The organism is Pseudomonas sp. FW300-N1A1, assembly GCF_058789115.1.
In genome coordinates, this window is the sequence record NZ_JBYTBK010000055.1 from 1 (window position 1) to 15,282 (window position 15,282).

A 15,282-nucleotide genomic window follows, 5' to 3' on the forward strand; every position below is an offset into this window, starting at 1 on the left:
AAATACAAAACGCCCGATGCGGTGCATCGGGCGTTTTGAGGCTGAAATGGGTGTAAACCTATTTCAGGACTGGACACATTACGGCGCTGAACAAGGCTGACGCCAGAATCCCCTCCAGCCACGCCTGTAGATGCCGATACGGCGTCTGCGCAAACCAGTCACGGTCGACATGGGCGAACTGGCGTATGAACGGCGCCAGCGCGACGTCCGCCAGGCTCAAATGGTCGGCCAGCAAAAACGACTGCTGTTGCAGCAGCCCGTCGAGCGTGCGCAAAAACACTTCGCCCTCGCTGCGGTAGTGCTCCATCGCGTGCTCCGGGTAACGCTCGGCGTACTTGTAGCGATTGAGATGCAGCTTGAACACCTGATCGTTTTCTTCGATCAGCGCCGCTGCCCGTTGTTGCGCGGCGGGTTTGTCCTTGAGCAGCCAGTCCTGGGGGTCATGCTGGTCCAGTGCCCAGCGCATGATCTCCAGGCTCTCGTCGATCACCCGGCCGTCAAGGCTCAATACCGGTACCGTGCCCTTGCTCGACAGTGCGAGCATCTGCGGCGGCTTGGCCTTGAGGCTGACCTCGACAATTTGCACGTCCACGGCGCTGTAGCGCAGGGCCATGCGCGCACGCATGGCGTAGGGGCAGCGGCGGAAGGAGTAGAGCGTTGGAGTGCTCATTTCACCTCCAGGGTACTGAGTCCATTGCCCTGGCGGCGCACCTGGATCTGCACCGGAATCCGTTCGTGCATCTCCTGGACATGGGAGATTACCGCGACCTTGCGGCCTTGCGCCTGCAGACCGTCGAGGGCGTCCATCGCCAGTTGCAGGGACTCGGGGTCGAGGCTGCCGAAGCCTTCATCGATGAACAACGACTCGATTTTCAGCGTGCTCGAGGCCATTGATGCCAGGCCCAGCGCCAGTGCCAGCGAGACGAGGAAGGTTTCGCCACCGGACAGTGAGTGCACCGAGCGCAGTTCGTCGCCCATCTCGGTGTCCATCACCAGCAGGCCGAGCATGCTGCCTCCGCGCTTGAGCCGGTAGCGCCGCACCAGTTGGCGCAATTGGGCGTTGGCGTGATGCACCAGCAGGTCGAGGTTGTAGGCCTGGGCGATCTTGCGGAAGGTGTCACCGGTCGCCGAGCCGATCAGGGCATTGAGTCGGGCCCAGCGTTGCCACTCGTTGTAGGCCTCATTGATGCGCTGCGCCAGCGCCTGATTGGCCTCCTGGCGGCGTTGATCCTCGGCTTGCTGCGCGCGCAGTTCGGCGCACAGCTGTTCGCTGATCCCGGCCTGGGCCTGCAGCTCAAGCAGTGCCTGGGCCAACTGCTCGTGCGCAAGGTTGCCATTGTGCTGGGCCTGATGGTCTTGCAGGCGTTTTTCACGCTCCTGCAGCAACACCCCGGCTTGCTCGACGGCTTTCTCGCTCAGTTGCAGCTGTTGGCGCAACTGGCTGACCTGTTCGTCGCTGAACGCCAGCAGGTGTTCCAGACCGGCGTCGTCCAGTTCGGGATGCAGGGCGCGCCAGTCGGCGATCTTGCCACCCGACTCCAGGCTTTGCGTTTCCAGTGCCTGCTGACGTTGTTGCTCGGCTTTCAGCTCGGTAGCCAGCTGGATCAGTTGGTTACGCACTTCCTGCAATTGCTGGTTGGCTGAGGCTTGCGCCTGGCGTGCCTGTTCAACGCCAAGATCGAGCTGCTGTTGCCAGTGTTCGGCGCTCGGCTGCTCTCCCAACAGTTGCGCCAACGTCTGCCGGGCGTTGTGCTGCTGCTCGGCGAGTGCATTGAATTGCTGTTGCGCGGCGTCCAGTTGTTGGCCGCGCGTGAGCTGGCGGTCCTGTTCTTTCTCGAGGGTTTGTTGACGCTGTTGCTGCTCGCCGAGCTCTTCGCGTTGCAGCTCCAGATGCTCCAGGCGTTGGGCAACTTGCTGGTCGAGCTGCATGAAAGTCGCGGCAGGCTCATTGCGCAAGCCTTCAAGGGTGAGGGCCGGGAGCAGGGCGCTGAAGGCCTCGAGTTCGTCCTCCAGGCGCTGGCTGTCGCTGCCCAGCTCGCGCTGCTGGATCGTCAGCTGCTGGGCCGCCTGCTGGCTGGCCTGTTCGGCGACCTGCAGTTGTTGCGCCAGGCGCACGGCGTCTTGCTGCAGGGTGAGCAGGGCGTTTTGCCGTTGTTCATCCTGGGCGATGTTCTGTACCAGTTGCGCGTTTTGTTGCGTCAGCCAGGTGTCGCGTTTGCCTGCGTCCTGGGCCAGCAAGGATGCGGCCAACGGATGGGCTTCAAGGAGGGGCGTCACGCTCTGCAGTTGAGTGGCGAGCTGTTCCTGTTGTTGCAGCAGCTCTTTTTGCTGGGCAATCCGCCCGCCCACTTCGGTACGCAGGTCGGCGAGTTTTTCCTTGAGCAAGTCTACGGCTTGCTGCGCGTTGGCCTGTTCGCTTTCATCGTGCCGACCCAGGCTTTGCAGCAAGGCTTCGGGCTGATGATAAGGATGCTCGACGCTGCCACAGACCGGGCACGGCTGATCGTCCTGCAATTGCCCGCGCAATTCTTCGACGCTGGCACTGCGCGCCAGGCGCTGACGTTCCAGTAACTTCTGCGTGACCTTCAAGGTCTGCTCGGCCAGCGTCAGCTCGGCCTTGGCCTGCACGCCTTCGCGGGTCAGGCGCTCACGCTCGCTGTGCACGGTGTGCAGGCGTTGTTGCAGGGCTTGGCCGCGATGGTCCAGGTCCTGCTGGCTGGCCCACAACCGTGCCAGTTCTTCGATGGCGCGTTGCTGTTTGCGGTTGTCTTGCAACAGGCTGCCGAGGATCTGTATCTGCTCGGCCACCGCTTCGGGTTCCGCCCCGGCCTCGCGGTACAGCAACTCCAGCTGTGTGCGCTGTTCGTCCAGTTGCCTGGCGCTGTCCGTTGCCCGTTGCTCAAGCCCGAGCAGTTCGGCCTGGCCCTGTTTCAGGCGATTGCCCACCAGCATCAGTTGCTGCAAGCGCTCACGATGAACGTTCCATGCATCGCTGACCGGTGCCAGGTGCAAGCTGTGCTCCAGCTGCGTGGCCATGTTCGCCAGGCGTTCGGCCACCCGTTGTTGCAGGTCCTGCAGCCCGGTGATGGTCTGTTGACCTTCAAGGCTGGCCTGTTCGGCGTTGTGCTTGAGTTCGGTCGCCGTGCTGATGGCCTGGTTCAGGCGTGCCAGGTTGCTCTGTTCTTCGAAGGCCTGACGCAGCAGCGGGGTGTTGCTGCTGTGTTGGTTCTGGGCCTGGGCCAGCGCGGCGTTGGCCGCCTCCAGAGTCTGCTCCAGTTGCGCCTGGTGCTGTTGCCGTTCGTTGTGCTGTTGATGGTGTTGCTGGATCAGCATCGCCAGCGGGCTCAGTTGCGCCGTGAGTTCAGCATGTCGGAAAAACAAGTGACGCTGTGGCGCCAGGTGTTCCAGGCGCGTCAGGTCCAGGCGCTCGCTGGTCTGTGCCGCCCATGACTGTTGTGCCTGCTGCAGCTGCTCGGCGCCAGCCTGTTGCTGGTCTTGCAACGACTGCAGTTCCTTGAGCCAGGTGTTTTGCTGCTCCAGCTGCTTGAGTTGGGCTTGTTGGGTGTTGAGCTGTTGTCGGGCGTCGTTGAAGCGTTGGTCGAGTTCGGCGCGCGCTTCGGGTTGCAGTGGCGTGATCCCGCTGGCCTGGTCTTGCAGGAGCTTGTGGGCTTCGCGGGTTTCCTTGGCCTTGTCGAACGCACGCTTGCCCAGGCGGGTGTAGAGCGCGGTGTCGGTGAGCTTTTCCAGCAGCTCGCTGCGGTCGTTGTCATCGGCCTTGAGGAAGGCGCTGAACTCGCTTTGGGCCAGCATCACCGCCCGGGTGAACTGTTCGAAGTTCAGGCCCAGCACGGCTTCGAGCTGGCTCTTGTATTCGCCTTTCTGGCTGGCCAGCAGTTGATCGGTGTCCAGGTCGCGCAGGCTCTGGCGGCTGGCCTGCAGTTTGCCGTTGGCTTTTTCCCGGGCGCGATTGGCTTCCCAGCGCGCGCGATAGCGGCGGCCGTCGATCCCGTGGAAATCCACCTCGGCATAGCCCTCGCCGGTGCCGCGTCGCAGCAGGGTGCGCGGGTCGCCCGTGGCAATCTCGCCGTCGGCATCCGGCACCTTGGCGTCACGCCCGGTGTTGTTCAGCCGCGGTACCGCGCCAAACAGCGCGAGGCACAAGGCATCGAGCAGGGTGCTTTTGCCGGCGCCGGTGGGTCCGGTGATGGCGAACAGGCCGGCACTGGCCAGCGGTTCGGCGGTGAAGTCGATCTCGAAGGGGCCTGCCAGGGAGGCGAGGTTCTTCAGGCGGATCGCGAGGATCTTCATGGCTGTTCGCACTCCTGCTGAACGTCTTGCAGCAACCGGGCAAAGTCGTTGAGGGTCTGTTCGTCGACCGCACTGCCGTAGTTGTCCAGCCAGGCGCGGCTGAACAGTTCCTGTGGGGTCAATTGATCCAGTTCAATCAACTGGCCGCTGTCGTCGCTGGCGTCTCGCCCGCCGGCACCTGCGTATTCGGCGGCGATGCGTACCAGGCGCACGGCCTTGCCTTGCAGCGCGGTTTCGATTTGCTGGCGCAGGTCCGGTTGCGGTTCGTCCAGGCGTACCCGGACTTCGAGCCAGGGCTGGCGCTGGATGTCGGCCAGCAGGTCGATGTCCGGCAGTTGCGCCAGTTGCGCGAGGATTTCACTCAGCGGCGCCGGGCCGAGACGTTGCAGTTCCACGGCCCGGGGGATCAGGCGCGGCTCGACGCTGACCAGTGTCTCGCCCTCCAGGGTGATGTCGAGAATCTGGTGGGGGTAGTTGATCTCGGAAAACGACAGCGGAATCGGCGAGCCGCAGTAGCGAATGCGCTCCTCGCCGTTGACCTTCTGCGGCTTGTGCAGGTGGCCCAGGGCGACGTAGCTGATGCTCGGACCGAACAGGCTGGCGGGCAACGCTTCGGCGTTGCCGATGATCAGGCTGCGTTCGGAGTCCTCGGACACCGAGCCGCCGGCCATGTGTGCATGGCTGATGGCGATCAGTGCCTGGCCCGGCTGGCGCTTGGCATTGGCGGCCTCGATCAGCCATTCATGCACCTGGCCGATGCCGCGCAGGTAGTCATCGCCCAGGTGGGCCGCGGTGACTTCGGCGGGCCGCAGGAACGGCAGCGCCAGGCACCAGCCGGCGATGTCGCCCGAGGCGTCGGGCAGTGGAATCAGCAGGCGTTCAGCGTCCAGTTGCCCGTCATCCAGCCACAGAACCCGGCCCAACGCGTGCGTGCGCAAGCGACGCATCAGCGGCGCGGGCAACTCGATGCGCGAGCCGGAGTCGTGGTTGCCGGCAATCATCACGATGGTCAGCGCCGGTTGTTGCTCGTGAGCGCTGACGATGAAGTCGTACAGGCGTTCCTGGGCTTTGACCGGCGGGTTCACCGTGTCGAAGATATCGCCGGCAATCAGCAGTACGTCGGGCTGTGCCTGCGCCAGTTGCCGCAGCAGCCACTCAAGGAAGCATGCGTGTTCGAAGTCGCGTTCCTGGCCATGCAGGTTCTGCCCAAGGTGCCAGTCGGAGGTGTGAAACAGACGCAAGGCAAACTCCGCTCAATCGATAAGTGAAAAGTCGGCCGTGCAGCAGTCGGCTTGCCGGCTGCTGCACGGGAGGTGTTTGGGGTTACTTGGGATACAGCGGCGGCAGGCTGCTGTCGCCGACGGGGGCCTGGACCCGTTCGGAGGCCGGGATGGCGCGTATGGCGCGCCACAGGTCTTCGCCTTGCCAGGACTGTCCGGTTTCGCTGTAGAGCGCGCCGTTCAGGCCGTCCAGGGCATCGGACAGCGGCACGAAGCGCGCCGCCATGTCGGCCAGGGTTTCCGGTTGCTGGCGGGCCCAGGCATCCAGTGCCTGACGGGTGGCCTGGGGATCGTTGGCCTGGCTGGCACGCTTGAGATCGTCGAGCAGGGTGCGCGGACTGGGACCGGTCTGGGCCGCGCGCAGAATCGCCGGTTGCCAGCGTGCACGCCACCACAGGCCGAAGCCGAGCAGGGTGGTGCAGGCGAGGATCAGGGTGCTGAGTTTCCAGTACCACAGCGTCTCGGCGTCGACGGAGGGCGAGACCGGAGCGTTGCCTGCCGGTGTGTCGACCATCAGGCTGGGATTATTGACGATGTTCAGGGTGCGTGGCGGCAAGCTGCTGCGTTCCAGACGGTCCTCAAGGGTGTTCCACCAGACTACTTCCACCGCAGGCAAATCGATTGCGCCGCTGTGGGTCGGCACCAGCGCTTCGCGGTCCTCACGGCTGCCGATCAGCCCGCGGTCGCTGTTCTGATTGCTCAGTTGAGGCTGGTCGGGATAACGCCGCAAGCCGCTGACGTCAGTCGCCGGCAAGGGTGGAAGCTGCGAGCTGGCCAGGCCTTCGACCTTGAGGGTCAGGCTGCGTGTCAGTGAATCGCCGACCTGGCTGTGATCGGGCTCCGGGTTCCAGCTTTCGCCAAGGCTGAGGCTGCGGGCCGGGAGCCAAGGTGTATCCAGCGGGTACTCAATGGGTTTGGCCTTGACCGTCAACGTCGTTTCGCTGGAGCTCACGCGCATCAGCTTGCCCGACTTCGGGCCTTGGCCCGTGGCGTCCTGGGCGGGTTGGGCATCGACCAGGGTGGCGCTGAAAATCTGTGCCGGGATCGTCAGCTCGCCACTGTGTTGCGGGTAAATCCCGTAGCGCAATTCGATCACGCCATGACGCAGGTCGTTGATGACCTTTTCATAGGTCCGCGATTCGCCCAGGGGTTCGATACGGGCATCGGGAATCTGCAAGGGGGTGACGCTGCTGTCATCGTACAGCGACACCGAATGGTAGATACGCAGGGTCAGGATCGCCTGGGCCTGCACGTACACGGCGTCCTGATCAAGACTGGATTCGATGAACACCGGTGCCAGTATGTCGGGCGTGTCCTGGGTCTGGCTTGGCATTACCTGCAGCTCGATGGGCTCGCTGGTGAACTCGCCCAATTGCAACGGCGCAATCACCACGGTGCCATTCTGTCTGGGCAGCAGGGTGATGATCCAGCGGGTGGTGGCGTGGTTTTCGCCATTGAGGGTATTGAGTTGGTTGACTTGCCGGGTGCCACGTACCTCGAACTGGGGTTCGAGGGCGCTGAGGTCGGGTTTGCCGAATTGGGTGACGTCGCTGGATTCCAGGGTCAGTTCGACCGTCTCTCCGGAGCTCAGGCGGCTGCGATCGACGCTGGCAACTAACCCAGTAGCCTGGGCGCCCAAGGGCCAGAGAAACAGGCCGAGCAATAGTGCGGTGAAGCGGGTCATCGAGTTTTTCCCTGATCCTGATGTTGTTGCTGTTCGTACCAGAACTTGCGCCTGAGCAGTTCACCCGGTTCATCCGGGATTTTTCGCAGCCATTGTTCAAGGGCCTCGCGGTGCTCGCCGTCGAAGTTGGCGTCGGCACTGCGAATCGGCGGCGTGGTGGTCTGTTCGTCCCCCAGTTCGCTGCCCGGCACTTCATTATTGCCCGGTTGCGGCGGCTTGTCGGTGGTCGCTGCGGCTTCGCCCTCGGCGGTGTCGGAGGAGGGCGGGGTTGGCGCGGCGGACTGTTGCTCGACACCCGGCGCCGGCTCGCTCGCAGCCCCAGGTGGCGGCGTCGATTCGGACTGTGCCGGTTGCTCATCCATGGAACTCTCCGGCCCCTCTGGAGGCACCGGGGCGCTTTGTTTGATCAGCGCTTGGACCAGCGCCTTGTTGGTCAGGGCCGGGCGTAGGTCCGGTTGCTGCTCCAGGGCTTGCTCGTAGGCATCCAGTGCCGCTTCCAGCTCACCGCTCCTGGCCAGTGCGTTGCCACGATTGTAGTGCGCACGAGCGTCGTTGCCCTGGGCGAAGCGCTCGGCGGCTGCGGCGTACTCACCGGCCTCATAGAGCGCCACACCTTGCCATTGCGGGTCCTGGAAATGCCTGGCGGCTTCGGCGGGCTGTTGTTGCTTGAGCAGGTGCAGGCCCTGCTGGTCCGGGCGCAACCAGAGGTCATTGAAGCCGAAGGCGTAGCTCGGTTGCGGCAGCAGCAACAGCAGTGGCAGACACAGCAGCCAGCCCCTTCGCCCGGCGCAGGCTGTCAGCAGCAACAGCGGCAGTAACAACCAATAGCCCTGGTCGGCCCAGGTATCCAGGCGCAAGGTCTGGCCATCTTCGCGCAGGCTGTGGGGCGCATCCAGCAGGCCCAGGCCGCGCAGGTCGCTGTCGTCCACCCGTGCTTGCCGGTAACGTCCGTCCAGCTCATTGGCAAAGGCTTTCAGGCCCGGGCTGTCGAGGCGAGGCACCAGAATCGCACCCTGTTCGTCCTTGAGAAAGCTGCCGTCTTCGGCGGTGACCGGCGCCCCTTGTGCGGTGCCGATCCCGAGCATCAGCCACTGCGGCGCCTGACCACGCAGGGCCTGGCGAATGCCCTGGCGTTCCTGTTCGCCAAGGGATGAGCCGATCAGCAGGATCCGGCCCTGGCCGAGGGCGCCGCGTTCGAGCAGTGTCAGCGCCTTGGCCACTGCCAGGTCGGCGCGATGACCGGTTTCGGGCATGATCGATGGCTTGAGCGCCTCAAGCAGGTTGCGGCTGGTGCTCAGGTCATCCGACAGGGGCACCAGGGTGTGGGCGCTGCCTGAGTAGACCACGATTGCCGTTTGCGCATCGCTGCGGTACTGCAACAGGTCGAGCAGCTTGCGACGTGCCTGTTCGAGGCGTGTGGGCGTCACGTCGGTGGCGAGCATTTGCGGGGTCAGTTCCAGCAGCACCACCAATGGGTCGGCGGGTTTCTGTGCGGCCTGCTCGAGCCGTTGCCAGCTGGGACCCAGCAAGGCCAGAACCGCCAGGACCCAGGCCAGGCCCAGGGCAATCCACGGCAACTTGCTTTCGCGGCCGTTGCCGCCACTGAGCAGGGCGGCATGGAAGGCCGGTGGCAGGATCATCTGCCAGCGGCCTGCGCGTTTTTGCCGGTGCCACAGTTGCCACAGCAACCAGACGAGCACGGGCAACAGCAGCAGCCACCAGGGACGGAACCAGTGCGGCCAGAGCTCGATCATCGACGCCTCCGCAGACGCAGGCGCTGGAGCCGCTGGCGCCAGTCAGGGTGCTGTTGCAGAAAATGCTCCTTGGTGAAAAACCGTTGCAGCGGGTTATCCGGCCAGCGCTCGCGGATTACCAGCAACAGGCTCATCAGTAACGCCGCGGCCAGCGGCCAACTGTACAGTGCCTGGGCCGGGCGGGCCTGGGTCGGTTGCTGGTTGACCGGTTCCAGTTGATCGAGGGTTTGCTTGATTGCTTCCAGCTCCGCGGCGTCACGGGCGCGGAAGTAGCGCCCACCGGTGACTTCGGCGATCGCCTTGAGTGTGGGTTCATCGAGGTCCAGGCTCGGGTTGACGCCCAGGAAACCCAAGGTGCCGGCTTCTTCCGGGTCGGCGCCAATGCCGATGGGGTAGATCTTCACGCCTTCTTCAGCGGCCAGACGCGCCGCCGTGAGCGGGTCGATTTCGCCGCCGTTGTTGGCACCGTCCGTGACCAGGATCAACACGCGACTCTGGGCGGGACGCTGACGCAGGCGTTTGAGCGCCAGGCCGATGGCATCGCCGATGGCGGTGTTCTTGCCGGCGATACCGATCCGCGCTTCATCGAGCCAGACCCGCACGGTACGGCGGTCGAAGGTCAAGGGCGCCTGCAGATAGGCCTGGCTGCCGAACAGGATCAGGCCGATCCGGTCGCCATCGCGCTGTTCCAGGAAATCCCCAAGCAGGTGCTGGACCAGCGCCAGGCGACTGACCTCTTCGCCTTGCCAGTGCATGTCGGGAAAGTCCATGGAGCCCGAGACATCGACGGCCACCAGCAGGTCGCGGCCGCTGGCGGCGATCGGCAGCGGTTCGCCCAGCCATTGCGGGCGAGCGGTGGCGGTCAGCAACAGTAACCAGAGCAGGATGAACGGCGCTTGTTGACGCCAGGCCGGCAGATTGGCCCTGGCGCGACGCCGGGCCAGACCTTCGAGGTCGCTCAGGAAGCTGACCTTGAGCGAGGGCTCGCCGCTGTCGGCGGCCGGCAGCACAAGGCGCATCAACCAGGGCAGCGGCAGTAGGGCGAAGATCCACGGCCAGGCGAACTCAAACATGCTTGCGAATCCAGGTGTCGACAGCCTGGGTCAAGCCGGCGATGGCCTTGTCATCCAGTTTGCATTCGGGCTTGTAGGCACCCTCCACCAGAATCATCCAGCGGGTCAGGCCGGCGGCCGGGCAACGGTTGTCGAGAAAGGCCAGCCATTTGCGCCCGTTGAGGGTATGGCTCTGGCTGTAAGGGTAGTCATTGCGGCACAGGCGCTTGAGCAGCCCATTGAGCTGCTGCAGCCAGGCACCCGCCGGTGCGCCGTCGTAGGGCTTGGGCATTTGCGCCAGCTCGGCCAACGCTGCTACACGCAGGGGGTCCAGCGGGATCTCGGCACGCACGACGTTGCGTTTGACGGGAAGTAAATGGCGCAGCTTCCACAGGCCGAACCCGAGCGCGGGCAACAGGATCAACAGCAGCCACCAGCCGGGCGCCGGAGGCCAGAAGGGGATTGGTGGCGGCGTCATCAAAGGTTGCAGTTGCGCAAGGTCGCTCATTGGCTTTTCCCCGGACGTTGCGGGTTCAGGTATTCGCGCAGTTGTTCGACCATTTCGCTCTGGGTGCTCAGGGGCATCAACAGGACCCGCAGTTTCTGCGCCAGTAGCTCCCAGCGGGCGATGCGGGCTTCGGCCTGGGCGCGATAGCTCTGGCGCAACTCGAAGTTCAATGTGTCGAGTTCAAGCTGGGCGCCGCGCTCAGCGAAGCGCAGCAGGCCGGCAGCAGGCAGGGCGTGGTCCAGTGGGTCGGACAAGGGCAGCAACAGCAGGTCGCAATGGCGCGACAACAGGCTCAGTTGCTGCTCGGCCCCGTCCGACAGGGCTCGCTCGTCGCAGATCACGATGACCAGGCTGCCGGGGCGCAGCACTTCTCGGGCACGCCGCAGGGCCATGCCCAGGTCATCGCCGGCGGGCTCACCGTCGGTGCCGAGCGACTGGTTGACGCGCACCAGGCGGTTGAGCAACTGCAGCAGGCTTTGCTTGCTGCGCCGGGGCTTGATTTCGTAGTGCTCGTTGTCGCCGTATACCAGCCCACCGACCCGGTCGTTATGGCCCAGGGCCGCCCAGCCGATCAGGCTCGCGGCTTGCGCGGCCAGGACCGACTTGAACATCAGCCCCGAGCCAAAGAATAAGCGCCGGCTCTGCTCGACCATGATGAAGATCGGTCGCTCGCGCTCTTCGTGGAACAGTTTAGTGTGGGGTTCCTGGGTGCGCGCGGTGACGCGCCAGTCGATGGTGCGCACGTCGTCGCCGGCCTGGTAGACCCGCACCTGGTCGAAGTCCACACCACGCCCGCGCAGTTTGGAGTGGTGCAGGCCAATCAGCGGGCTGCGCTGGCTTGGCGTGGAAAACAGCTGCACTTCGCGCACGCGATGGCGCATCTCGATCAGCTCCGACAGGCTGACGCGGATGCCCGGTTCGGGCGCGGAGGCGGTGGTCATCGGCGTCAAGCGACAGCTACGACGTCGAGAATCCGCTGGACCACGCGGTCCTGGTCGATACCGGCGGCCTCGGCTTCGAACGACAGAATGATCCGGTGGCGCAGCACGTCAAAGAGCACCGCCTGAATGTCTTCCGGGCTGACGAAGTCACGACCGGCCAGCCAGGCGTGGGCGCGGGCGCAGCGATCCAGGGCAATGGAGCCCCGTGGGCTGGCGCCGTAGGCGATCCACTCGGACATTTCCGGGTCGAATTTGCCGGGCGTGCGCGTGGCCATCACCAGCTGCACCAGATACTCCTCCACGGCATCGGCCATGTACAGCCCGAGGATTTCCTTGCGGGCGGCGAAGATCGTTTGCTGGGTCACCCGACGCTCCGGCTTGGCTTCGCCGTTCAGTGCTTCGCCGCGGGCTTGCTGCAGAATCCGGCGTTCGACGGCGGCATCGGGAAAGCCGATTTTCACGTGCATCAGGAACCGGTCAAGCTGGGCTTCGGGCAGCGGGTAGGTGCCTTCCTGCTCGATGGGGTTCTGCGTGGCCATCACCAGGAACAGCGGCGACAGCTCATAGGTGCTGCGCCCGACACTGACTTGCCGTTCGCCCATGGCCTCGAGCAAGGCCGACTGCACCTTGGCCGGCGCGCGGTTGATTTCGTCGGCCAGCACCAGGTTATGGAAGATCGGTCCTTGCTGGAACACGAAGCTGCCGGTTTCAGGGCGATAGATTTCCGTGCCGGTGATGTCGGCGGGCAACAGGTCGGGGGTGAACTGGATACGATGGAACTGCGCCTCGATCCCTTCGGCAAGCTCTTTGATGGCCTTGGTCTTGGCCAGGCCCGGTGCGCCCTCGACGAGCATGTGGCCGTCGGCAAGCAGGGCAATGAGCAAGCGCTCGATGAGTTTTTCCTGGCCGAGAATCTGCGTTGAAAGAAAGGATCGCAGCGCCAGAAGCGCCTCACGGTGTTCCATCGTTGAATGTTCCTGGAAGAAGGCCGGGGACGCTTGTCAAAAGCGCCCGGGCGGGGGCTGATACTTTAATCTATCCGGCCCCCTGGCGACTAACGGCACCTTGGAAAAATCTGCAAATAACCGGTATTTGTGCGTAAACCTGCGGATGTGCAGGAAACAGGTGTGCCCTTGTCGCTGCACTGGGCGGCAGGACAAGGGCAGGACAGGCGGGTCAGTTCTTGAAGCTGGAGTGCTTGCGTCCCTGGTCAAACAGGGCAAAGACCACGACCAGCACGCCAGCAACCACCAGAATCACCGCCACGCCGTCGGTGGAGTGGGTCGCCGAATTGGCGACCAGCGCCAGGCCACCCAGCGGTGCCAGGCCACCGGCAATGGCGGTGCCGATCTCGCGGCCGGTGCCGAAGCCTGAGGAGCGGGTCTGTGTCGGGAACTGGCGGCTGAGGAAGGAACCCTGGGGTGCGAACATCATGGGCGCGAGGATCCCGGTGCCCACCGCGATCGCCAGGTAGATCATCGTCGGCTCGCCGGTGTTGAGCAGGGCCAGGAAGGGATAGGCGAACAGCACCGAGCACAACCCGCCCAGCATCAGTACCTTCTTGCTGCTCCATTTATCGCAGAGCCAGCCGAATAACGGCACGGCGATGATCGCCACCAGGCTGGCAATGGTCACCGAAAGCGAGGTGACATGGGCTTCGACGCCCTTGAATTGGGTCAGGTAAGCCAGGGAGAACGTCTTGAAAATGTAGCTCAGGGCGTTGTAGCCGATGGCCACGAAGAGCACCACCATCAGGCCCTTTAGGTCATTCCTGAACAGCAACGTGAGCGGCGAGACTTGCGCCTTGGCCGCGCTTTCGTCGAGTTCCTTGAACTGCGGGGTTTCCGGAATGCTGCGACGCACCCAAAGGCCCACGCCCACCAGCACGATGCTGCAGATGAACGGGATGCGCCAGCCGCCGGAAAGCAGGAACTCATTGCCGTTCATGGTCAACAGGTAGACGGTCAGCGACGACAGCAACAGCCCCAGGTTCAGGCCCAGTGCCGGCCAGGCACCCTGGCTGCCGCGCTTGCCTTCGCTGGCATGCTCATACGAGGTGACCGCGGCCCCGGACAGTTCGGCACCCGCGCCCAGGCCCTGAATGATCCGCACCAGCACCAGGATGATCGGTGCCCAGATGCCGATCGAGGCATAGCTGGGAATCAGGCCGATCAGGGTGGTGCACACCCCCATCATGCAGAACGTGATGACTAGCACCTGTTTGCGCCCGAAGCGGTCGCCGAGGTAGCCGAACAGAATGCCGCCGAAAGGACGGGCGATGAAACCGATGGCGAAGGTGGAGAAGGCCAACAGTGCAGCCACCTTGGGGTTGCCGGGATCGAAGAAGATCTTCGAGAACACGATCGCCGCCATGGTGGCGTACAGATAGAAGTCATACCACTCCAGCATCGAGCCGAAGATGGTGGCGGCAGCTACCTTGCGCAGCCGCTTGCGCTTTTGTTCCGGGGTTTCATGGGCGGTCGGGGCCGCTTGATGTACCGACATCGGTGATTTCCTTCTTGGTCTTTGTAGTTATTGTTGAAGCAGGGTTCAGCGGGCGTTGAGAATCTTCTCGGCAATCATCTGGCCGATGGGGATGGCCGAGGTCGCGGCCGGGGAAGGGGCATTGCAGACATGCACCATGCGTGGGGTTTCGGCGAACAGGAAATCGTGCACCAGGGTGCCGTCGCGCATGACCGCCTGGGCCCGGATACCGGCTTCGTAGGGCAGCAGGTCCTCGACCTCCAGCGACGGGCAATACTTGCGGCACTGTTCCAGGTAGCCGCGCTTGAACAGCGAATTCTTCATTTCCGTGGTGCCGGAACCGAGGTTGTTCCAGAGGGTTTTCCAGAACCCCGGGAAGCGGGCGTACTCGGCCACGTCACGCCAGTTGATCGAGAACTTGCGGTAGTTCTCCCGGCCCAGTCCCAGCACGGCGTTCGGCCCGACCGTGACGCTGCCGTCGATCATCCGCGTCAGGTGTACGCCCAGGAAGGGCAACTCCGGGTCGGGAATCGGGTAGATCAGGTGGTTGACGATGGCGTTCCTGGAGGCGGGCAGGCGGTAATACTCGCCGCGAAACGGGATGATCTGATGATCGATCCTGACCCCGGCCAGCGTCGCCAGGCGATCGGATTGCAGGCCCGCACAGGCCACCAGTTGCCGGGCCTGCCAGACCTTGTCCTGGCTGCTGATGGTCACGTTGTCGGCGGATTCGCGAATGGCGGTGACGGTGGTCTGCAGGCAGATCTCGCCGCCTGCGGCCTCGATCACCCGCGCCATGGCCTGACAGACCTCTTTGTAGTCGACGATCCCGGTGGCATCGAGAAACAGCCCGCCGAGGCCGACGATGTTCGGCTCACGGCGTTGCAGTTCGGCGGCATCCAGGCGCTCGACCTTCAGCCCGTTCTGCTGCGAACGCTCGTACAGCGCGTGCATGCGCTCGACTTCCAGCGGGGTGGATGCCACCAGCAACTTGCCACAGACGTCGAACTTGATCTGGTGCTCGGTGCAGAACGCCTTCGTCGCCTGGGCGCCACGTTTGCACAGCTCAGCCTTGAGACTGCCCGGGGCGTAGTAGATGCCGGCGTGGATCACGCCACTGTTGTGCCCGGTCTGGTGCCGGGCAAGGCTGGCTTCTTTTTCCAGAATCAGCAGTGAGGCCCCGGGCTGACGCTCGAGGAGCGCCATGGCGGTGGCGAGGCCGACGATGCCGCCGCCGATGATGCAGTAGTCATAGATCATGCAGGTGTCAC

General features: G+C 64.1%; 11 protein-coding genes. All 11 read right to left on the bottom strand.

Annotated features, from left to right (window positions below; all coding sequences use genetic code 11):
• Positions 1 to 58 precede the first annotated feature (58 nt).
• Positions 59 to 670 (bottom strand): glutathione S-transferase, encoded by a 612-nt coding sequence (locus AC3WQN_RS23700; protein ID WP_103401826.1) that lies wholly within the window; start codon positions 668 to 670, stop codon positions 59 to 61.
• Positions 667 to 4,308, bottom strand: a complete 3,642-nt coding sequence (locus AC3WQN_RS23705) for an AAA family ATPase (RefSeq protein WP_103401827.1) — start codon at positions 4,306 to 4,308, stop codon at positions 667 to 669. The genes AC3WQN_RS23700 and AC3WQN_RS23705 overlap by 4 nt, the downstream gene beginning before the upstream one ends.
• Complete coding sequence (locus tag AC3WQN_RS23710) at positions 4,305 to 5,549, bottom strand: exonuclease SbcCD subunit D C-terminal domain-containing protein (RefSeq protein ID WP_103401828.1); 1,245 nt, start codon at positions 5,547 to 5,549, stop codon at positions 4,305 to 4,307. Before AC3WQN_RS23710 ends, AC3WQN_RS23705 begins: the two co-directional genes overlap by 4 nt.
• An 82-nt stretch (positions 5,550 to 5,631) precedes the next feature.
• Positions 5,632 to 7,272: a BatD family protein gene (locus AC3WQN_RS23715; RefSeq protein ID WP_103401829.1), complete on the bottom strand. Its 1,641-nt coding sequence runs from the start codon at positions 7,270 to 7,272 to the stop codon at positions 5,632 to 5,634.
• Complete coding sequence (locus AC3WQN_RS23720; protein ID WP_103401830.1) at positions 7,269 to 9,026, bottom strand: VWA domain-containing protein; 1,758 nt, start codon at positions 9,024 to 9,026, stop codon at positions 7,269 to 7,271. Before AC3WQN_RS23720 ends, AC3WQN_RS23715 begins: the two co-directional genes overlap by 4 nt.
• Complete coding sequence (locus AC3WQN_RS23725) at positions 9,023 to 10,099, bottom strand: vWA domain-containing protein (protein WP_103401831.1); 1,077 nt, start codon at positions 10,097 to 10,099, stop codon at positions 9,023 to 9,025. Before AC3WQN_RS23725 ends, AC3WQN_RS23720 begins: the two co-directional genes overlap by 4 nt.
• Positions 10,092 to 10,586: a DUF4381 domain-containing protein gene (locus AC3WQN_RS23730; protein ID WP_095143574.1), complete on the bottom strand. Its 495-nt coding sequence runs from the start codon at positions 10,584 to 10,586 to the stop codon at positions 10,092 to 10,094. The genes AC3WQN_RS23725 and AC3WQN_RS23730 overlap by 8 nt, the downstream gene beginning before the upstream one ends.
• Complete coding sequence (locus AC3WQN_RS23735) at positions 10,583 to 11,527, bottom strand: DUF58 domain-containing protein (protein WP_103401832.1); 945 nt, start codon at positions 11,525 to 11,527, stop codon at positions 10,583 to 10,585. The genes AC3WQN_RS23730 and AC3WQN_RS23735 overlap by 4 nt, the downstream gene beginning before the upstream one ends.
• 5 nt (positions 11,528 to 11,532) lie before the next feature.
• On the bottom strand, positions 11,533 to 12,492 hold the full coding sequence (locus AC3WQN_RS23740) for an AAA family ATPase (protein ID WP_095147639.1): 960 nt from the start codon (positions 12,490 to 12,492) through the stop codon (positions 11,533 to 11,535).
• Positions 12,493 to 12,703: 211 nt separating this feature from the next.
• A complete protein-coding gene (locus AC3WQN_RS23745; protein ID WP_103401833.1) occupies positions 12,704 to 14,032 on the bottom strand; it encodes an MFS transporter in 1,329 nt (442 codons plus the stop codon).
• Between the two features lie 45 nt (positions 14,033 to 14,077).
• Positions 14,078 to 15,271, bottom strand: coding sequence for an L-2-hydroxyglutarate oxidase (lhgO, locus tag AC3WQN_RS23750; RefSeq protein ID WP_103401834.1), 1,194 nt, complete (start codon positions 15,269 to 15,271; stop codon positions 14,078 to 14,080).
• Positions 15,272 to 15,282: the final 11 nt, after the last annotated feature.